Origin of the sequence: Ensifer sp. PDNC004, assembly GCF_016919405.1 — a bacterium.
In the GTDB taxonomy this organism is placed as follows: domain Bacteria; phylum Pseudomonadota; class Alphaproteobacteria; order Rhizobiales; family Rhizobiaceae; genus Ensifer.
The window spans coordinates 779,226-799,301 of the sequence record NZ_CP070352.1 but is presented as its reverse complement, the minus strand read 5'-3'; the positions used below and the strand labels follow the sequence as shown (position 1 = coordinate 799,301).

14 protein-coding genes are annotated in these 20,076 nt (G+C 62.9%); 13 read left to right on the top strand and 1 reads right to left on the bottom strand.

Features of this window, described 5'->3' with window-relative positions:
• Positions 1-10 precede the first annotated feature (10 nt).
• Positions 11-3,166 carry an efflux RND transporter permease subunit gene (locus JVX98_RS03505; protein WP_205236883.1) on the top strand — a complete coding sequence of 1,052 codons (3,156 nt, stop codon included), beginning with the start codon at positions 11-13 and terminating at the stop codon, positions 3,164-3,166.
• A gap of 54 nt (positions 3,167-3,220) precedes the next feature.
• On the opposite strand, the gene JVX98_RS03500 is transcribed toward JVX98_RS03505, so the two are convergent.
• Entirely contained in the window at positions 3,221-4,018 is a 798-nt protein-coding gene (locus tag JVX98_RS03500) for a C1 family peptidase (RefSeq protein WP_205236882.1), read from the bottom strand.
• Positions 4,019-4,357: 339 nt separating this feature from the next.
• Between JVX98_RS03500 and JVX98_RS03495 the strand changes: the two genes are divergently transcribed.
• The 12 genes from JVX98_RS03495 (at position 4,358) to aldA (ending at position 20,028) form a co-directional block, all read left to right on the top strand.
• Positions 4,358-5,287, top strand: a complete 930-nt coding sequence (locus JVX98_RS03495; protein WP_205236881.1) for a sugar ABC transporter substrate-binding protein — start codon at positions 4,358-4,360, stop codon at positions 5,285-5,287.
• Positions 5,288-5,389: 102 nt separating this feature from the next.
• Positions 5,390-6,028 carry a DMT family transporter gene (locus JVX98_RS03490; protein ID WP_205236880.1) on the top strand — a complete coding sequence of 213 codons (639 nt, stop codon included), beginning with the start codon at positions 5,390-5,392 and terminating at the stop codon, positions 6,026-6,028.
• A gap of 250 nt (positions 6,029-6,278) precedes the next feature.
• Positions 6,279-7,511, top strand: a complete 1,233-nt coding sequence (locus JVX98_RS03485) for an HlyD family secretion protein (protein WP_205236879.1) — start codon at positions 6,279-6,281, stop codon at positions 7,509-7,511.
• Positions 7,493-9,490, top strand: a complete 1,998-nt coding sequence (locus JVX98_RS03480; RefSeq protein ID WP_205236878.1) for a glycosyltransferase — start codon at positions 7,493-7,495, stop codon at positions 9,488-9,490. The genes JVX98_RS03485 and JVX98_RS03480 overlap by 19 nt, the downstream gene beginning before the upstream one ends.
• 405 nt (positions 9,491-9,895) lie before the next feature.
• Positions 9,896-11,509, top strand: a complete 1,614-nt coding sequence (locus JVX98_RS03475) for an ABC transporter substrate-binding protein (RefSeq protein WP_246764894.1) — start codon at positions 9,896-9,898, stop codon at positions 11,507-11,509.
• 19 nt (positions 11,510-11,528) lie between these two features.
• Positions 11,529-12,512, top strand: coding sequence for an ABC transporter permease (locus tag JVX98_RS03470; protein ID WP_192449389.1), 984 nt, complete (start codon positions 11,529-11,531; stop codon positions 12,510-12,512).
• Positions 12,509-13,411, top strand: a complete 903-nt coding sequence (locus JVX98_RS03465; protein ID WP_192449390.1) for an ABC transporter permease — start codon at positions 12,509-12,511, stop codon at positions 13,409-13,411. Before JVX98_RS03470 ends, JVX98_RS03465 begins: the two co-directional genes overlap by 4 nt.
• Positions 13,408-14,223, top strand: coding sequence for an ABC transporter ATP-binding protein (locus tag JVX98_RS03460; RefSeq protein ID WP_205236877.1), 816 nt, complete (start codon positions 13,408-13,410; stop codon positions 14,221-14,223). The genes JVX98_RS03465 and JVX98_RS03460 overlap by 4 nt, the downstream gene beginning before the upstream one ends.
• Entirely contained in the window at positions 14,220-15,170 is a 951-nt protein-coding gene (locus JVX98_RS03455; protein ID WP_205236876.1) for an ABC transporter ATP-binding protein, read from the top strand. Before JVX98_RS03460 ends, JVX98_RS03455 begins: the two co-directional genes overlap by 4 nt.
• A 78-nt stretch (positions 15,171-15,248) precedes the next feature.
• Complete coding sequence (locus JVX98_RS03450) at positions 15,249-17,273, top strand: beta-N-acetylhexosaminidase (protein WP_205236875.1); 2,025 nt, start codon at positions 15,249-15,251, stop codon at positions 17,271-17,273.
• Positions 17,274-17,502: 229 nt separating this feature from the next.
• Positions 17,503-18,408, top strand: a complete 906-nt coding sequence (locus tag JVX98_RS03445; protein ID WP_246764860.1) for a LysR substrate-binding domain-containing protein — start codon at positions 17,503-17,505, stop codon at positions 18,406-18,408.
• Between the two features lie 195 nt (positions 18,409-18,603).
• On the top strand, positions 18,604-20,028 hold the full coding sequence (gene aldA, locus JVX98_RS03440) for an aldehyde dehydrogenase (RefSeq protein WP_205236874.1): 1,425 nt from the start codon (positions 18,604-18,606) through the stop codon (positions 20,026-20,028).
• Positions 20,029-20,076 lie beyond the last annotated feature (48 nt).

Sequence of the window (20,076 nt, the reverse complement as noted above, 5' to 3'; positions counted from 1 at the left end):
AACCGAGCCGATGACCACCTCCTCTTCCGACGAAAAGCGGCCCTTCAACCTTTCGCGCTGGGCGATCGCGCATCCAAGCATGGCGCGTTTCCTGTTCGGCCTCATCATCCTTGCCGGCGTCTTCGGCCTGATGCGCATGGGGCAGAAGGAAGACCCGGACTTCACCTTCCGCGTCATGGTCGTGCAGGCCTTCTGGCCGGGCGCCTCGATCGAGGAGATGCAGGACCAGGTCGTCAACAAGATCGAGCGCAAGCTGCAGGAAACGCCGCATCTCGATTTCGTGCGCTCTTATACGCGTGCCGGCAGCGCGATCATCACGTTGCAGGTCGAAGGCGATACCAACGCGCAGCAGGTGGCGGACGCCTTCTATCAGGTCCGCAAGAAGGTCGGCGACATCGCCAACGAGCTGCCCGAAGGATTGCTCGGTCCCTATTTCAACGACGAGTTTGGCGACACCTTCATCACGCTGCATTCGCTGAGCGGCGAAGGTTACAGCTATCCGGAGCTGAAGAAGTTCGCCATCCAGGCGCGCGACATGCTTTTGACGACGCCCGGCGTCGAGAAGGCCGTCATCATCGGCGACCAGCCGGAGAAGATCTATATCGACGTCTCGTCCAATGCGCTGGCCGAGCGCGGGCTGACGCTCAACGATTTGCGCAGCACGATTGCCGGCCAGAACAACATCGATCCGGCGGGTGCGGTCGATACCGGCACGCGCTCGGTGCGCATCTCGGTCGAAGGCAGTCTCGACAAGGTGGAGGACCTGAAGAACCTGAGGCTTCGCGCCGGCGGCCAGATCACCCGGCTTGGCGACATCGCCACGGTCAGTTCCGGTCTTGAAGATCCCTATTCGCGCAAGTTCCGCTTCAACGGCCAAGACAGCGTGCAGATCGGCGTCGTCATGGCCAAGGGCTTCAAGGTGACCGATGTCGGTAACGCGGTGGAGGCGACCTATGAGCGCTTCGAGGCGTCGCTGCCCTATGGCGTCAAGGTCGACCAGGTCTCCAACCAGCCCGAAGTGGTCAAGGAAGCCGTCGGTGAATTCATGAAGGCGCTCGGCGAGGCGCTGGCGATCGTGCTGGTCGTGTCGTTCCTTTCGATCGGCTGGCGTTCGGGCCTGGTGATCGCGATCACCATCCCGCTCGTTCTGGCCGCGACCTTCGCCATCATGTACGAGCTCGGTATCGACCTGCAGCGCATCTCGCTCGGCGCCTTGATCATTGCGCTCGGGCTTTTGGTCGACGACGCCATGATCGTGGTCGAAATGATGGAGCGAAAACTGGAAGAGGGCTTGGTGAAGGTCGAAGCTGCGAGCTTCGCCTATACCTCCACCGCCTTCCCGATGCTGACGGGCACGCTGATCACCACGGCCGGCTTCATTCCTGTCGGCTTTGCCGCCTCGACCGCCGGGGAATATGTGCGCTCGCTGTTCTACGTGGTCGGCATCGCGCTCGTCGTTTCCTGGTTCGTCGCCGTCTATTTCACCCCCTGGCTCGGCAACATGCTCCTGAAGCAGCGCAGCCACGCGGGCAACCATCACGACGTCTTCGACACGCGCTTCTATCGCCATCTTCGCACGACGGTGACGTGGGCCGTGCGCCATCGCATCATCGTGCTGTCGACGACGCTCGTCATCTTCTTCGTCAGCCTCTGGGCCTTCCAGTTCATTCCGAAGAACTTCTTCCCGCAATCGTCACGGCCGGAAATCCTCGTCGACCTCTGGCTGCCCGAGGGCACCAGCATCAAGGAAGTCGAGAAACAGGCCAAGGCACTCGAAGCCCGCATGATGGACGACGAGGACAAGCGCTTCATCGCCACCTATATCGGCGAGGGTGCGCCGCGCTTCTTCCTGCCGCTCGACCAGCAGCTTCGCAATCCGAACTTCGCCCAGCTTCTCGTGATGGCGAAGGACGAGCCGGCGCGCGAACGGCTGATCGCCAAGATGCGCGGAATTCTAGCCGCCGATTTCCCGTCGATCCGCGCCAAGGTCGATCGCCTGTTCCTGGGGCCCCCGACCGGCTGGCCGGTGCAGATGCGCATCATGGGACCGGACCGGGAAGAGGTGAGGCGCATCGCCGATCGCGTCAAGGCGAAGTTCCACGAGAACCCTCAGCTTGGCGCCGTGCATGACGACTGGTTGGAGCCGGTGCCGGGCATGAAACTGGTGATCGACCAGGACCGCGCCCGCGCGCTCGGCGTCACCTCGCAGCGCATCCGCCAGATGCTGCAGGCGAGCGTCACCGGTGCGCCGCTCGACAATTTCCGCGACGGCGAGGAGACGGTGGCGATCGTCGCCCGCGAGCCGGCGGACAGCCGTAAACTCCTGAGCTCGGTCGACTCCATCTACATCCCGACCGACTTTGGCGGCTTCGTACCGCTCTCGCAGGTGGCCAAGGTCGTGCCGGTGCTCGAACAGGGCATCGAATGGCGGCGCGATCGCCTGCCGACGATTACCGTGCGCGGCACGCTGCCGGACGGCGTGCAGCCGAACGACGTGGCGATGAAAATGTTCGGTGAGATGCAGCCGTTGCGCGACAGCCTGCCTGCCGGCTACTCGATCGCCATCCAGGGCGGTGCCGAGGATTCGGCCGAGAGCCAGGCGTCGATCGCCGCCAAGGCGCCGATTATGCTCGGCGTCATCGTCATCCTGTTGATGATCCAGCTGCAGCATTTCGGCAAGGCGATGCTGGTTCTCGCGACCGGTCCCCTCGGCATCATCGGTGCCGCGGCCGCCCTTCTGATCAGCGGCGCGCCCTTCGGCTTCGTCGCGATCCTCGGGGTCATCGCGCTGCTCGGCATCATCATGCGCAACTCGATCATCCTCGTCGACCAGATCGACCAGGATATCGCGGCGGGCATGGACCGTGCCGAGGCGATCGTTGGGTCGGCCGTGCGGCGCTTCCGTCCGATCACGCTCACGGCGTTGACGGCAGTGCTGGCGCTGATCCCGATCTCGCGCGGTGTCTTCTGGGGGCCGCTCGCCTACGCCATGATGGGCGGCATTCTGGTTGCGACCGTGCTGACGATCCTGGTTCTTCCGGCCGGCTATGCCCTCTTCTTCGGGCGCGAACCGAAGAAGCGTTCCGCCGAGCCTGAGACGGCGGAAAGCCTCGAGGCCGAGGACGCAAAGACCGTAGCCTATCCCGCAGCCGTGGCGGCAGAGTAGCGCCACGGCTCCTTGCGAAGATGGCAGATCGGGCGGCGGGCAAGCCGTCCGACGTCAGGCGGTAATGTACATCGCCTGGCCCTGGGCGAGGTATTGGAACAGCTCGTAACCCATCCAGATATAGCCGTGACGCCCGTTCCATTCGCAGCCCCATTTCTCACCGAAGCTGTTCTGGATGAGAATGGCCTGCTGCTCGTCGTCATAGCCGATGATCAACATGCAATGGCCGGTGTTCGGCAACTTTTCCAGCGGGCCTCTCAACGCACCTGGCCCTTCATATTGCATGAAGCCCTTGTTCAGGGATGTGCCGTAGCAAAGCGCGCCGCCAGCGACGATGACGGCCTTGATCGCGTCGAGATCGCTGGTCTCGACCGTCGCCCAGCCGGGGATCTGGAAGCTGGCATCGGCAAGGGCGTTGGGATCGTAGCGCGACCAGAGCTCGGGACAATTCGGAAAATAGGGCGCCGTCTTCCAGTTCGGGGTGCCGCCCTGCTTGAGCAGATTGAGATAGGAGGCGAGCTGTGATCCCGCGCAGCCCGTCTTCCCGTAGCTCTTCATCACCTCGATGTAGATATGGGCGGGGCTTGCCTGCCGCACGGGTTGCAACGGCGCCTCGCCGCTCGAGACGGCCGCCCAATAGCTGGCAAGTCCGTAGGTCGTGGCCCAGGCGGCGCAACTGCCGGGACTGCCGACATGGCTCGGTGTGCCCTGCGCCTTGGGCGGCGGCAAATAGAACGCGTTGACGGTTGCCGCGCTCGGCAGCGATGCCGGTATCGGCGGCCGGAGCAGCGGGCCGTCTTCCTTGATCGTGGGATCATAGCCGAAGTTGAGAATTGCTTCCTGTACGGTCATCGGGATCTCCTGCCGACTGCTTGGGTTGGGTGGGTGAAAGTCACGGATGCATGCGCCGCGCGCCGCCGGTATGTCCGGTGAGACGACAGCCGAAAGAGGCTCCCTCGTTTCCCGAGGGCCCAGTCGAAATCTCCCCGGCGACCGCGGTGCGTGTGTCAAGATGATGCACGTATAGGTTTATGTTATCAGAATTATGCACGCTGAAAATCCTGGGTTTCGCAGGGTTTTCAATCATTCCATAGTTGCGCATAATGAAATGTGTGTTTCATTATTGACATTTAATGGATCATGCATTCCGCTTAGCCCTCATAAGTCGTCTGGTCCCCTGGGAGGTTTCGAATGAGGAATTTGCTGTTTGCCGCCATGTCGGTTCTGCTGGCTGGCACCGCTCACGCCGAGAACATCGGCATCACCATTGCCCGTTCCGACAGCGCGTTCCTGACCATCCTGCGTCAGGGCATGGAAGACCGGGCAGCCAAGCTCGATGGCGTGTCGGTCCAGGTCGAGGACGCCCAGAACGATCCGAGCAAGCAGCTGGATCAGGTGCAGAACTTCATTTCCTCCGGCGTCGATGCGATCGTCGTGGTCGCCGTCGATGGTGACGGCACCCCGGCGCTGACAAAGATGGCGAGTGCTGCCGGCATTCCGATCGTCTATGCCAACCATCCGCCGGCCGATGTCGATGCGCTTCCCGAAACGGCGGCCTTTGTCGGATCGAACGAGGTGGACTCCGGCACGCTGGAAACGAAGGAAGTGTGCCGGCTGCTTGGTGGCAAAGGTGCCGTCTACGTACTGATGGGCCCGCTCAACAATCATTCGTCGCTGACCCGCACGAAGGATATCCACGACGTCATCGCCACCGACGGCTGCAAGGGCATGAGCGTGATCGAGGAGCAGAGCGCCAACTGGGATCGCCTCGAGGCCAGCAACATCATGACCAACTGGCTGTCGACCGGACGGGAATTCGATGCCGTCATCGCCAACAATGACGAGATGGCGATCGGCGCGATCCAGGCGATGAAGGCGGCGGGCACCGACATGTCGAAGGTGGTAGTCGGCGGCATCGATGCGACGCCGGACGGGCTTGCCGCCATGGCCGCCGGCGATCTCGACGTCACCGTCTTCCAGAACGCGATCGCGCAGGGCGCAACCGCGATGGATGCCGCCGTGGCCCTGGCGCGGGAGGAAAAGACGGAACGGCAGATCTGGGTTCCGTTCGAACTGGTAACGCCCGAGAACATGAAGGACTACGCCAAGGCGAACCAGTAGACGGCCTTTCGCCTCAAACGATCACTGGTAGATCCCGGTATTAAGCGATAGAGAAGCCGGCAGGCCGCTCGTTACGGGCCCGCCGGCTTTTCTCGTGTCCAAATGTCTTCTGATCGTTTCGCCCAGCACCCTTCTCAGCCGATTGCCGACCTGCAGATCGCAATCGCGGCCTTCGTGGCGGGGGCCGGATGGCTGTTTTCGATCCATGCGCTAGCCGAGTTGCCGCCGCTGCTCTTTCTCGGCAGCCGCTTCGTCATCGCCGGCATGCTGATCGGTCTCCTGGCGCGGTTCGCGACCTTTGCCGAACTGGGCAGGGCGGTGCGCCTGCTGCTTCCAGGCGCGCTCGCCTTTGCCGTCGCCATGATGGCCTGGATTTTCGGTCTGAAACAGACGACGAACCCTGGCGTTGCAGCCTTCATCTCCTCGACCGGCAACCTGCTGGTACCGGTTTTCGGCTTGCTGTTCTTCGGCTGGCCTGTGGGGCGAGCGCTCTGGATCTCGATCGCCGTCGCGCTTGCCGGGATGGGCTTGCTGTTTCTTGGCCCCGGCGCCCGCGTCGAGGCGGCTCACCTCTATTTTGTCGTCTCGGCCTTGCTTTGGGCGACGAGCATCGCGCTGGTCAAGCGCAATTCCGCCGAGGTCGGCGCGGTGGCCGTAGCCGCGATCCAGCTGGTGGTCGCAGGGATGCTCATCCTCGCCATGATCTGTCAGGTTGCTTTGCCGTCAAGATCGGTCGCCTGAGGACCACTCCCACTTTAAGTCGAAGCGTTTGCGCTGACATGATCGTTCCGGATGAAGAGGACGACCGGCTGTGTCCAGGGCGTGGATCGTTCGTAACTGGTTAACCGAATGACAAAAGCACCAATTTCTAAGGGTTGCCCGCAGCGCCTTTGCGCACGATTTTCTTCATGCAGCCGGAACGGCAGTTGGTGCGGGATTACGCGCTGATGTCTGCAACCTCCGGCAAGGGTCGTGACTGGGAACGGTTGGCATGCTCCTGAACCATCGCATCACACGCATCACAGTCGGCGTCCTGCTGCTCACGCTTGCAATCGTCGTGCTCCTGCCTGGACTGACGGGCTTTACCAGCCTCGACGGCACCGTGAATGCCCGCTTTGCCGTCATCAACGCGCCGATTGACGGGGAAATCGGACAAGCGCCGCCACGCATCGGCACGCCGGTCGCCGAAAACGGGACGCTTCTGACCATACGCAACGAACGGGTCAATCGGGCGATCCTTGCTTCCTTGCAGGCGGAAGGAAAAACGGCCGCCGACCGCGTCACGGCGCTGGAGCGTGAACGCGATGAACTCGTCGCCTTGCGCAACCAACTCGCCCATCGGCTGGAGAAATTCAAGAACGCCACCATTGCCAGTCTGGAGCGCGAACTTCGCATCCTGCAGAAGCGGGTGGAGGTGTCGCGTGCCCAGGACGTCGTTGCAAGGGTAGACCTAGATAGACGGCAGGAACTGGAGTCCAAGGGAATATTCACGCGCAAGATGGTCGAGGCGGCAGCCGCCGCCGGCGCGGCCACGGGCGGTGAAGTCGAGATCAGCAATTTGTCGCTCGATCTTCTCGAACAACGGCTGATGGCCCTGCGTGAGGGGATATTCATCGTCGGCGATGGCCAAAACGACGTGCCCTATTCGCGCCAGCGTCAGGACGAGGTGATCGTTCGCATAAACGACATCAACACCCGCATCGTCGAAAACAGCACGCGCGCCGAGCAGATTGAGCGGCAGCTGGAGGAGGAGGAGAAGCGCGTTCGCAGTCTCGAACTGGCCCAAATCGCGTCGCCCTTCAGCGGCGTGGTGTGGACCCGCAACGTCGTCAACGGCTCCAATGTCATCCTGAACAACGAGCTGTTGCGTATCCTCGACTGCCGCGAACTTTTCGTCGACATTCTCGTTCCCGAAGTCGATTACGACGAGATCTACCCGGGCCGTGAGGCGGAAGTCCGGCTTCTCGGGCGAAGCGAAGTCTTCAAGGGGAAAGTGCAGGCCGTCAAAGGCTCATCCGCTGTCGTTGAGAAAGACAATCTCGCGGCCAAAGAGCCGGAAACCGAGGAGCGCGATGCCAGGATACGCGTTCAACTCCTCCCTTCCGCCCTCAACACCGATTTCGGCAATTTTTGCCAGGTGGGGCGGTCCGCCCAGGTCCGCATCTCCCGGCACAATCTGCAACTGACACAGTGGATCAAAGGGCTTTGGTTCAACCTCTTCTAGCTCTCGCGCCCACATTGCTGGTGATCGCCTTCTTCCTGCTTGGGCCATCGAACTGGTCGCGGCATCAAAGCTGGGCGCGCACCATCACTTGCGCGGTCGTTGGGGCGGTCGCATTGCGCTACATGGTCTGGCGCCTCTTCGAAACCGTCCTTCCCTATCCAACCGATGGCGCAAACGTCTGGTGGGTTTGGATCGTCTTCGTCATCGAGCTCCTTGCCTTCACAGAAGTCGTTCTGTTCCTCATTCTGATGAGCCGATACGTCGACCGTAGCCTCGAGGCGGACCGCTTGGGGAAGACGTTCTTTGCGCGCGAGGCGCAGGATCTGCCCACGGTCGACGTCTTCATTCCGACCTACAACGAGCCGCTCGATGTGCTTGAGCGTACGATCGTCGGAGCGTTGGCGCTCGACTATCCGAAGGACAGGTTTAAGGTCTATGTCCTCGACGACGGCCGGCGTGATTGGCTGAGGACCTTCTGCGCAGAGCGGGGCGCGGTCCACCTGACACGAGCGGACAATGCGCACGCGAAAGCCGGGAACATGAACAATGGGCTGCGCGCGAGTTCGGGCGATTTCATCGCCATCTTCGACGCAGACTTTGTTCCCTATCGCCATTTTCTCAAGCGGACCTTGCCGTTCTTTTCGGACGAGGGGATCGGGATCGTCCAGACCCCGCAGCACTTCTTCAACGTCGATCCGGTGCAATCGAACCTGGGCCTGGAGAACATCTGGCCGGACGAACAGCGCCTATTCTTCGACGAGATCGCGCCAAGCCGCGACGTCTGGGACGTCAGCTTCTGCTGCGGTTCGTGCTCGATCGCCCGCCGCAGGGCCGTCGATGCGATTGGCGGCTTCCCGACGGAGTCAATCACCGAAGACCTGTTGACGACGCTGTCGATGCTGAACAAGGGCTACAAGACCCGCTACCTGAACGAACGGCTGTCGATGGGATTGGCGGCCGAGAACCTGACAGGCTATTTCGTCCAGCGGGAACGTTGGTGCCAGGGCGGCATCCAGACGCTCTATCTCCACAACGGCCCCTTGCGTGGACCGGGCCTGTCGCTGTTTCAGCGGATCATGTTTCTCCCCATGTCCTGGCTGGTCCAGTACGTCGTGCGCCTGATCGTCCTGATCGTGCCGATCGCCTATCTCTGGTTCGGCGCCTTGCCGCTGCACTTCACCGGCGTTGCCGACTATGTTTCAAACCAGCTGCCGGTGCTCGCGGCCTATTTCCTGCTGATGTTCTGGATCACGCCGACGCGTTATCTGCCCGTGGTCTCCAGTGCAGTCGGAACCTTTGCGACCTTCCGCATGCTGCCGACCGTTCTCTCCAGTCTCGTGCGCCCCTTCGGTAAGCCGTTCAAGGTAACCCCGAAAGGGACCGGCAACGAGGCAAACAGCTTCGACGCCTACACGTTTGCCTGGATTGCCGCTTTCATTGCCGTCACGGCGCTGGGACTTCTGATCAACCTTGTGCCGGAAACGGCACAGGTTCAAGGCTCGTTCTCGGCGATCGGAGCTGTCTGGTCGGGCATCAACATCGTCGTGCTCGTCATCGCGTCGCTGATCTGTTTCGAAAAACCGCGTCGCCTTTTCCAGGCTTTCAAGCTCGACGAGCCCGCCAATGTCGATGGGACACAGGGGCGCGTGGTCAGCCTCTCGCTCGACAAGGCGGTGGTCGCGGTTCCGCCGGAGGTGCGCTTCAAGTCTGCGCAAGTGACCCTCAGGCTCGACGGTTTCGAGCCGCTGCAGGCCGATCTCAGGCAAGTGACGCAGCGGCGCGGCGACATATCGCGTACCGGCGACAAGCGGCGCTTCTACCTTCACCTTTACTACAACCTCGAGGGCAAGGAACGCGACCAAATGATCGTCAAGCTCTATACGGGGCGATACTCGCAGGACATCCCTGATATCGACAAGGTCGCGGTTTCCGTGAACCTCTTGCTGCGCGCCTTCGGTCGCACGCGTACTGTCTCCTAGCACACGGCCGCTGCGAGCCCGGCATGGCAGCTCCGGTAGCCGCCAAACTTCGCCGGTCCGCGCAGTGATTCTCGCTTTTCATGATCCAGTCTCGGTGCGTCTGCGACCAATTTAGCGGCCTGAACAAACCGATGAACGCCGCTTTTTCGGAAGTGGTATTCTCGTTCGAAATACCACTTGGCGGTTCGGACCATAACTTTAGTCTCGGCGAAAATACCCCGATTGACAGCGCGACTTTGGCGGACTTATCGTTAAGTCAAATTACTTGACTTAATAGTTCGATCAACGAAGCCTGAGGGGGAATTCGTCATGACGGCAGTCGAGGAAATGCGGCCTTTGCGCAATGCGCCGAGGGTCGGGAGGAGCGGTACGGCATGGCGTTTTGGGACGCTCGCGACCGTGCTGATGATGATCGGCGCCGCTGAGGCGCGCGCCGAATCCGTGCTCACCATGCACATCGAAGAGCAGACGAGCTGGGTGCAGAATTTCAACCCGTTCGACCTTGGCGGTCGTCGGCAGAGCACCATGGATTTCGTCTACGAGCCGCTGGTGATCTTCAACGATTACGACGGCGGCAAGCCGGTCTTTCGGTTGGCGACGGCCTACAAGTTTGCCGACGATCTGAAGTCGATCACCTATACGCTGCGCGACGGTGTTAAATGGTCGGATGGCAAGCCGCTGACCTCGGCCGACATGAAATTCACGCTCGAGATGATGCTCAAGAACCCGGCCGTCGATACCGTCGGTGTCGGTGAGACCGTCGCTTCCGTAGAGGCGCCGTCGCCGACCGAGGTGAAGATCAATCTCAAGGACGTGGACACGCATTTTCCGGAGTCGCTTGCCGATTTCCCGGTTGTGCCCGAGCACATCTGGAAGGACGTCAAGGATCCGCTGGCCTTCAAGAACGAGACGCCCGTCGGCTCCGGCCCGATGACCGAGATCCGCCGCTTCACACCGCAGGTCTACGAGCAGTGCCGCAACCCCAACTACTGGGATGCCGCGACGCTGAAGGTCGATTGCCTGAAGCTGCCGCAGATCTCCGGCAACGACCAGATGCTGGCGCTCCTGCCGGAAGGCGCGATCGACTGGTTCGGTTCGTTCCTGCCGCAGATCGACAAGACCTATGTCGGCCTCGATGCCGAGCACAACGGCTACTGGCAGCCGCCGGCCGAAACCGTTGCCTTCCAGATGAACTTCAAGTCGTCGAGCCCCGGCAATGCCGAGGCCTTCAACGACATGACCTTCCGTCGCGCCTTCAGCCTTGCCATGGACCGCACCGCGATGGTCGATATCGCCGGGTTCGGCTACCCGGTCGTCAACAACCATGCGAGCGGCCTGCCGCCGCGCTTCGACAGCTGGCGCAACAAGGCCGCCGAGGGCGCGCAGGACGAGTGGCTCGCCTATGACATCGACAAGGCCAACAAGCTGCTCGACGATGCCGGCTACAAGAAGGACGGCGAAGGCTTCCGCACCACGACGAGCGGCAAGCCCATCGCCTTCCCGATCATCGTGCCGAACGGCTGGACCGACTGGATCGACGCGGTGCAGATCGCGGCGGAAGGTCTGCGCAAGATCGGCGTCAACGCTTCCGTCGCGACGCCCGAATACGAGCAGTGGCAGAAACAGATCCTCGACGGCAGCTTCGAGGCGGTGATGAATTCGCGCGCCGACGGGCCGACGCCTTTCCGCGGCTACTTCCAGTCGCTGTCGACCGGCTTCGGCGGGCGTATCACCAGCGCGCCGTCACGCTATTCCAACCCGGACCTCGACAAAGTCTTCGACGATTACCGCCGCGCAGCGACGGACGAGGAGCGCAAGAAGCTGTTCGACCAGGTGCAGGTGATCGTCGCCGACAATCTGCCCGTCGTTCCCGTCTTCAACGGTCCGACCTGGTATCAGTACTCGACCAAGCGCTTCACCGGCTGGGTGACGAAGGACGAGCCGGTCATGAACCCCGAGGATCACGACAACAACCGGATGCGGCTGGTGCATCTGCTTCGCCTGAAGCCCGTACAATAAGCGAAAGCGGGTTTCAGCGATGCGACTTTCCCGTCGACGGCTTACCGTCTACTGCGTGGCGTTCCTCTTCGCGATCGTCATGAATTTCGCGGTTCCCCGGCTCATGCCGGGGTCCCCCGTCGACAGCATGATCGCCCAACTCGGACCGCGGGCAACACCCGCGGCCGTCGAGGCGATCAAGGCGCGCTTCGGTGCTATCGAGCAGCCGATCTGGCAGCAGTTCGCCGACTATGTCGTCGGGCTCGCTCATTTCGATCTCGGCGTCTCGGTCAAATATTATCCGCAAACCGTGCTTGAAGTGCTCGGCCGCTCGGCCGGGTGGACGGCATTCCTCGTGGTGACCGCCATCGTCTTCTCGCTTTGCGTCGGCGTGCTGCTCGGCGCGATTGCCGCCTGGCGTCGCGGCGGGCGTTTCGACAGTTTCGTCTCGCCCTTCTCGGTGGTGATGATCGCCGTTCCGCCTGTCATCATCGCGCTCGCGACTCTCTTCACCTTCGGCGTGACGCTCCGGCTGCTGCCCGTGGGGTATGCCTATGATCCGAGCCTCGATCCGGGGCTGAACTTCACCTTTTTCGGCAGCGTCTTCCTGCATGCGATCATGCCGGTGCTGACGCTCTCGCCCTATCTGATCGGCGAGTTCCAGACGACGATGCGTTCCAGCATGATCTCGGTGCTCGGCGAGGATTACGTCACCATGGGTCGCGCCAAGGGCCTGTCGGAAGCGGCGGTCATGTTCGGTTATGCGGCGCGCAACGCCATGCTGCCAGTGCTGACCAATCTGGCGCTGATGCTGGGCGCCGTCTTCGGCGGCTCGATCGTGACCGAGATCGTCTTCAACTATCCGGGCCTCGGTCTGACGCTCTATACCGCAAGCGTCGCCCGCGACTATCCGGTCATCCAGGGGCAGCTTCTCCTGATGACCATCGCGACGCTCGGCGCCAATCTCCTGGTCGATATCATCTATGGCGTGGTCGATCCGCGCATAAGGGAGGGCAGGGCATGAATGCGGGCGTCTCCTTGTTCTGGCGGCAGAAGAAAGCCGTTGCCGGCCTTATCATCATTCTCACGCTCTGCCTGATGGCGCTGTTTGCGCCGGTTCTGGCACCGGGTGATCCGAGCGAGCGCGTCGGCCGTTCGCATCAGCCGCCGACCGTCGAGCATGTCTTCGGCACGACGAAGATGGGCCGTGACGTCTTCTCGCAATTTGTCTGGGGCGCCAGGCCGTCGCTTGCCGTCGGTTTCGCCACCGGACTTGCGATCACCGCGCTCGGCACCATCGTTGGCCTCGTCGCCGGTTATTTCGGCGGCCGCACCGATGCGACGCTCGATCTTGCGACAAACGCCGTGCTGGTCATTCCCAACATTCCGCTCTTGATCTTGCTCGCTTCCTTTGCCGGCACGGTCGGGCCGATGGCGATCATGGCGATCATCGCGCTCACCTCCTGGCCCTGGGGTGCTCGCATGACCCGGTCGCAGACCATGGCGCTCCGGCAGCGCGAATTCGTGGTGGCGGCGCGCATGGTCGGCGAGCCGCACTGGCGGGTGATCTTCGTCGAGATCCTGCCCAATCTGGTTCCGCTGATCGGCATTAACGTCGTCGGCAGCATCATCTATGCAATCGTCGCCCAGACGACGCTCGAATATCTCGGCTTCGGCGATCCGCTCCGGGTGACCTGGGGCACGATGCTCTACAACGCCCAGAACTCATCGGCGATCATCGTCGGCGCCTGGTGGGATATTGCTGTCCCGGCCGCCGGGATCGCGCTCGTCGGCCTTGGTCTTGCACTCATCAACTTCACCTTCGACGAGATCGCCAATCCGCAGCTTCGCTCCGGTCCAGCACTCAGCCGCTGGCTGCGGCTGACGCGACTGCGCCGCCGTGAACTGGAGGCGGCCCGATGAGCGATGCACTTCTGGAAATCCGCAACCTCAACGTCGATTATCTGCTCGACGACGGCGCCTTCCGCGCCGTCAACGAGGTCTCCTTCGAGGTCCGCCGCGATGAACTTTTCGGCCTTGCCGGTGAATCCGGCTGCGGCAAGAGCACCATTGCCTATGCGATCACCCGGCTGTCCAAACCGCCGGCCTGGGTCGCCGGCGGCGAAATCCTGCTCGACGGGCAGAACCTCCTGAAGATGCCGGAGACGGCGCTGCAGAATGTGCGCTGGCGGCGGATCGGCATGGTGTTCCAGAGCGCCATGAATTCGCTCAACCCGCTGATGCGGGTCGAGGCACAGTTCTTCGACGTGCTGCGGCGGCACACCGGCGCGACGCGGCCCCAGGCGCGTGCGCGGGCAGAAGAAATGTTCCGCCTCGTCGGCATTCCGGTGGGTCGCCTCGACGACTATCCGCATCAGTTCAGCGGCGGCATGCGGCAGCGCATCGTCATCGCCATCTGCCTGGCGCTGAAGCCGGAGCTGATCATCATGGACGAGCCGACGACGGCGCTCGACGTGGTGGTGCAGCGGGAGATCCTGGAGCAGATCGTCGACCTGCAGCGCAGCCTCGGCTTCTCGGTGCTGTTCATCACCCATGACCTGCACCTGATGGCGCAGCTCTGCCACCGCATCGGTGTTATGCTGAAAGGGCAACTGGTCGAGGTCGGCGACACGCAGCAGATCAGCCGGGCGCCGGAGCACGACTACACGCGGAAACTTTGGGGCGCGATCCCGCAACTGCCGTCATCCGTCCGCAGCCTGGGGGTCGTCGAATGAACGTGATGCCGCAAGCGACGACCATGGCTGGTGAAGACGACGCGATCGTACGCCTCAAGGATATCAGGCGCAGCTTTGGCGCCGTCGAGGCATTGCGGGGGATTTCGCTCGCCTTGAAACCTGGCCGGGCGCTGGCACTGGTCGGCGAGTCCGGTTGCGGCAAGACCACCTGTGCCCGCATCGTCGCAAGGCTCGATGCGCCGACATCGGGGAGGATGGCGTTTCGCGGCGCCGACGTCACCGAGGCCGGCGACCGTGCCGAGGAGAAGTTGCGTCGCCGGGCGATCCAGATGGTGTTTCAGGATCCGTTCGCCTCACTCAATCCGGTGTTCTCCATCTACCACCATCTCGCGCGGCCGCTTCTGTTGCACGGTCATGCGAAGACCGGGGCCGAAGCACGGGCCGCCGTCGCGCGCCTGCTCTCCGATGTCGGCCTTGATCCCAGTGTGACCGCGCGAAAATTTCCGCACGAACTGTCCGGTGGCCAGCGCCAGCGCGTCAACATTGCCCGGGCGCTCGCCGTCGGGCCGGATGTGCTCGTCGCCGATGAACCGACCTCGATGCTCGACGTTTCGATCCGGCTCGACATCCTGGAACTGCTTGCGCGCATCAAGCGCGAGCGCAACCTCGCCATGCTTTACATCACCCACGATATCGCCACGGCCGCGCACATTGCCGAAGAGGTCGTTGTGATGTTTGCAGGCCAGATGGTCGAGTGGGGCGAGACCAATGCCGTCATCGGCAATCCCCGCCATCCCTATACGCAACTGCTTCTGTCCGCGGTTCCAGATCCCGATCGCCCTTTCGTGCCGGGGCAAAGCGCCCGCTTCCTCGCCCATGCCGACGAGGTGCGGCGAAAGAGCCGTCCGGCCTCCGACGTGGTGGAAGAAGTTACCGTGAATCACTTCGTTCGTGCCCTTGGCCAAACGCCGACGGGAGCTATGTGAACCGAGGACACGCCTTCGCCAAGAAACGCGCTGGCCCTCCGGCCGAACGCAGAGACCAATCACTCATGGAGCCATTTGATGACGTTTGCCGCCAAATCTGACTATCTTCTGGAAACGCTCTGGGTGCCGGTCGGCACCGCCGACAGGTCAGTCTATGCGCTGACGCTCACCAACAATTCGGACCGGACGATCAAGGGTTTTCGCCTCGGCGTCTCCGGCCCCGCGCGCATCGATCCTGCCGCCGAGGTCGAAGGCGGGCAGCTTCTCGTCCGGCTCTCCAACTATGCCGAGTTCGCGCCGCCGGAAGGGTTTGAGCTGAAGCCCGGCGCGACCTGGACGCTCAGGGCCCTCGGCATGAGCTTCGAGCCGCGCCACTGGACCGATGGCGCCAATGCCGCTTTCCTCGTTCTGTCCGACGGCACGAATGCGCCGGTGGCCGTGCTTGCCTCGCGGGCGCACGGCGACAATGCCGAGCTGAAGCGCGGCGCCGCCGTCTATCCGGTGCCGAAGGTGGCGCCGGTGCCGGTCTCGATCGTGCCTTGGCCGCAGGCCGTTGCGGTCTCCGGTCAGTTGCTGGCGCCTCCGGGCCTTGATCTGAAGGCCGAAGGCAGTGAGGCGTCCGCCGCGGCCAAGGCCTTTGCCGATCTCACGGCCAGCCTGTTTCCGGTGGAGGGCATCGTCCGGCCGGCGGCGGAAGGCGGTTTCCCGGTCGCCCTGTCAAAGGCAGCAGACCTTGGTCCGGAGGCCTATAAGATCCGCTTCTCGCCCGCCGGCGTTGCGGTTTCGGGCGGTAGCGAGACGGGCATCCTCTACGGACTGATCACGCTCGGTCAGGTCCTGCGCGGGGCGCGGTCGCATCCGGGCACCTTCGTGTTTCCGACGGGCGGCGAGATCAAGGACGAGCCGGCGCTCGGCTGGCGCGGCACCCATCTCGACGTTGCCCGGCAGTTCTACAGCACGGCGGAAGTCGAGCGCTTCCTGAGGCTGATGGCCTGGAACAAGCTCAACCGCTTCCACTGGCACCTGACCGATGACGAGGCCTGGCGAATCGAGATAGACGCCTATCCGGCGCTGACCGAAATCGGCGCCTGGCGCGGCCACGGCCGCAAGATCCCGCCGCTGCTCGGCTCCGGTCCTGAACCGACCGGCGGCTATTACACCAAGGCGGCGGTGCGTCAGATCGTGGCGCTTGCCGCGAGCCTCGGCATCGAGGTGATGCCGGAGATCGACATTCCCGGACATTCCTATGCAATGCTGCAGGCGATCCCGGAGCTGCGCGATCCCGACGAGAAGGGCAGCTATCATTCGGTCCAGGGCTTCCCTGACAATTGCCTCAACCCGGCGCGCGAAGAGACCTATCGCGTGCTGGAGATCATCTTCGACGAGTTGATCGAGCTCTTCCCGATGCGCGCCATCCATGTCGGCGCCGACGAGGTACCGCTCGGCGCCTGGTCCGGTTCGCCGGAAGCACTGGCACGGCTACGCGCGCTCGCCGGCGACGAGGTGGCGGAAACCCACGCCAAGCGGCTGAACGTCGTCACCAACACCCACGGTGCCGACGAGATCGACGGCTCGGGTGCTGCGGTGCTGCAGGGCGAGTTCCTGGCCCGCGTCCAGAAATTCCTGGCAAGCCGCGATTGCGTCACCGGCGGGTGGCAGGAGGCGGCCCACGGCAATGTCATCGACAAGGCGAAATCGCTGCTCTTCGGCTGGCGCACGGTCGAGGCATCGGCAGCACTTGCGGAGGAAGGCTATGACATCGTCGTCTGCCCCGGCCAGGTCTATTATCTCGACATGGCCAACAGCCCGGCCTGGTCGGAGCCGGGCGGCAGCTGGGCCGGCTGGTCGGATCCGGAAAAGCTCTACACCTTCGATCCCGTGGAAGGCTGGACGGATGCGCAGAAGAAGCATCTGCTCGGCGTGCAGTGCTGCATCTGGTCCGAACCGATGACCGACCGCGCCGTCTTCGACCGGCTGGTCTTTCCGCGGCTTTCGGCGCTCGCCGAAACCGGATGGACGCGACCCGAACGTAAGTCCTTCAAGCGCTTCGAGGCGCTGGTCGGGCTGATGCCGGTGCTCTACGGCTTTTATGCTGCGGAGTAGGCGCGGTTAAGTTTCCAGTTTTCGTCTGGGCTTGGCCAGGCGATGGATTGGATAGGTGAACGGCGGCGAGAGCCGCCGTTTGTCGTTGCGAGACAACCGGGCGCATGACTGTGGTCAGTAGGTGCGGTTTGGATTTTCGTGCTTGTGCGCTGGAGCATGGCACGCAAGAGTAAGCATCGATCCCGCGACAGTCCGCAGGGATGCAGCGTTTCTCGAGGCCACGTTATCGATGCGAAGACTTCCTGGACTGTCGGCGATGAAGGTCTTCGAAGTGGTCGGGCAGACCCGCAGCTTCACGCGGGCGGCTGAGCGGCTCAACCTCACGCAAAGCGCCGTCAGCCGTCAGGTCCGCAATCTCGAGGACGAACTTGGCGAAGACCTGCTCATCCGCCGCCACCACCATCTCGAACTGACGCCGGCCGGCGCCGAATTGTTGGCGACGATCCAGGAGGCGTTTCACAGCATCGAGGTGTCGCTACGCAGCATCACCGAGAAGAGCAACCAGAACCGCTTGCGGATCAACGTGCCGCCGACCTTTGCCAAGCGCTGGCTGCTGCCACGCCTGCCGCGACTGCGCGCAGCTTTGCCTGACGTCGATATCAGCCTCAGCACGGAGGCCACGGACACGCTTGCCGAGCGAGGTCTTCTCGACTGCGCCATCCGCTTCGGTGATGGCGAGTGGCCGATGCTGGATGCGAGCATCCTGATGACGGAACGGCATGTGGTTGTCTGCGCGCCGTCGCTGCTCGAGGGCGTGAAAGTCGAGGGTCCGACGGATCTTCAGCGCTTTACCTTCCTGCATATATTGGCCTCGCCCGACCGGCGTTATCTGACCTGGCGCCATTGGCTGGATGCGGCCGGGTTCCAGGATGTCGATACGCGCGGCGGGCTGGAGTTCGACCTGCTCGATCTGGCGATCGAGGCGGCCTGCGCGGGTCTGGGCGTCACCGTTGCCGATCGTTCGATGGTTCGCAATCAGCTTGAGACCGGGCAGCTCGTGCAGCTTTTCGACGTCGAGGTCGAGGGGCATGAGTCCTACTGGTTCGTCACGCGGCCCCAGGCCGGGAACGACCGCAAGGTCGACGCGTTCCGTGCCTGGCTGCTTACGGAAGTTTCGGCCGACCGCGCGGCCTGAGCCAAGCATTCCATTTTGGAATGCTCTCGCTGAAAATTACTCGCTTGTGCCTTCGGCCCTATCGTCGCAACAGTTTCGTGACGGTCTCGGTTGGGGAGAGAGACGGGCCGTCGCTCGTCGTGCTCTCTCCCGCGCAGTCCGCTTGTCCTGCGCGCCTTTGGCGCCCGGAGCCGCGGCCAACACATCCGAGATGCCATGAGCCCCTATCGCAATTTTTCCGGCGGTCGTTTCATCGAAAGCACGTCTGCGGTGACGATCGACGTCCGTAATCCGGCAACCGGCCAGGTCTTCACATCGGTGCCGGCAGCAACGGATGAGGAGGCAACAGCGGCGGTCGAGGCGGCAATGAAGGCGCAGCGCGCCTGGGCGGCACTGCCGGCTATCCAGCGCGGTGACGCGCTCCGCAAACTGGCGACCGTATTGGAGAACCGGGCCGAGAACATCGGCGCTGCCCTGGCAAAAGAGTCGGGCAAGAGTCTCGCCGACGCGACCGCCGAGGTCATCTATGGCGCCGAACTGATGCGCTACCACGCCGAATGGGCGCGCCGCATCGAGGGTGAGGTGATCGAGAGCGACAATCCCGGCGAAACGCTTCTCCTGAAGCGTGTTCCGATCGGCGTCGTTGCCGGTCTGATCCCGTTCAACTATCCGATCTACACGCTGGTGCGCAAAATCGCCCCTGCGCTGATTGCAGGCAACGCCGTCGTCGTGCGCCCGAGCAACAACACGCCGACATCCGCCTTCGCCTTTGCCGAAGCGATCGTCGAGGCCGGCCTGCCGGAGGGTCTCGTCAACATCCTCACCATGTCGCATGACGTTGCGAAAACGCTCTGCACCCATCCCGGCGTCGGCATGATCACGCTGACCGGCAGCGTTTCGGCCGGCCGCATCGTGCTCGACTACTGCAAGGAAAACATCGCCAAGCCCTCGCTCGAGCTCGGCGGCAAGACGCCTGTCATCGTCGAACCGGACGCCGATCTCGATGCTGTGGCACAGGCGATCATTGCCGCCAAGACCGCCCATTGCGGCCAGGTCTGCACCAGCGCCGAGCGGCTCTATGTCCACGAAAGCGTGCATGACATGCTGCTCGCCAAGTTGCGGGAGGGCTTTGCAGCCCGTGCCTTCGGCGACCGCGCCGAGGATGCGACCCGCATGGGACCGCTTGCCAATGCCGCCGCGCAAAAGCGCGTGCACGAAATGGTCGAACAGGCGAAGGCGGAAGGCGGAACGGTCGAGACCGGCGGCTACCTGCCGGAAGGCGCGGGCTACTTCTATCCGCCAACTCTGATTTCCGGCTGCCGGCAGGAGATGGAAATCGTGCGCGAAGAAGTCTTCGGTCCGGTGCTTGCGGTGGTCCGCTATTCCACCTTCGAGGAAGCGCTGGCGTTGGCGAGCGACCATCAGTTCGGCCTGAGCTCGGTGCTCTTCACCGAGAACTATCGCACCGTCATGCGGGCCAGCGACGCGATCGAGGCGGGCGAGCTCTACGTCAACCGCTTCCCGGCGGATCCCTATCAGGGCTTCCACGCCGGCTGGAAACGCTCGGGCCTTGGCGGCGACGACGGCAAGCACGGCATGCTGGAATTCACCCAGACCCGGCTCGTCGTCCTGAAACACTGATCATTTGAAATGACGCAATTCCGGACGGGAACCGGAATTGTTCGGACA

Bases quoted from the DNA above. Each gene is read 5' to 3' on its own strand.
- JVX98_RS03455 (WP_205236876.1), top strand. From the start codon at position 14,220: ATGAACGTGATGCCGCAAGCGACGACCATGGCTGGTGAAGACGACGCG.
- JVX98_RS03465 (WP_192449390.1), top strand. From the start codon at position 12,509: ATGAATGCGGGCGTCTCCTTGTTCTGGCGGCAGAAGAAAGCCGTTGCC.
- JVX98_RS03500 (WP_205236882.1), bottom strand. From the start codon at position 4,018: ATGACCGTACAGGAAGCAATTCTCAACTTCGGCTATGATCCCACGATC.
- aldA (WP_205236874.1), top strand. From the start codon at position 18,604: ATGAGCCCCTATCGCAATTTTTCCGGCGGTCGTTTCATCGAAAGCACG.
- JVX98_RS03475 (WP_246764894.1), top strand. From the start codon at position 9,896: ATGATGATCGGCGCCGCTGAGGCGCGCGCCGAATCCGTGCTCACCATG.
- JVX98_RS03505 (WP_205236883.1), top strand. From the start codon at position 11: ATGACCACCTCCTCTTCCGACGAAAAGCGGCCCTTCAACCTTTCGCGC.
- JVX98_RS03460 (WP_205236877.1), top strand. From the start codon at position 13,408: ATGAGCGATGCACTTCTGGAAATCCGCAACCTCAACGTCGATTATCTG.
- JVX98_RS03470 (WP_192449389.1), top strand. From the start codon at position 11,529: ATGCGACTTTCCCGTCGACGGCTTACCGTCTACTGCGTGGCGTTCCTC.
- JVX98_RS03485 (WP_205236879.1), top strand. From the start codon at position 6,279: ATGCTCCTGAACCATCGCATCACACGCATCACAGTCGGCGTCCTGCTG.
- JVX98_RS03445 (WP_246764860.1), top strand. From the start codon at position 17,503: ATGCGAAGACTTCCTGGACTGTCGGCGATGAAGGTCTTCGAAGTGGTC.
- JVX98_RS03450 (WP_205236875.1), top strand. From the start codon at position 15,249: ATGACGTTTGCCGCCAAATCTGACTATCTTCTGGAAACGCTCTGGGTG.
- JVX98_RS03495 (WP_205236881.1), top strand. From the start codon at position 4,358: ATGAGGAATTTGCTGTTTGCCGCCATGTCGGTTCTGCTGGCTGGCACC.
- JVX98_RS03490 (WP_205236880.1), top strand. From the start codon at position 5,390: ATGTCTTCTGATCGTTTCGCCCAGCACCCTTCTCAGCCGATTGCCGAC.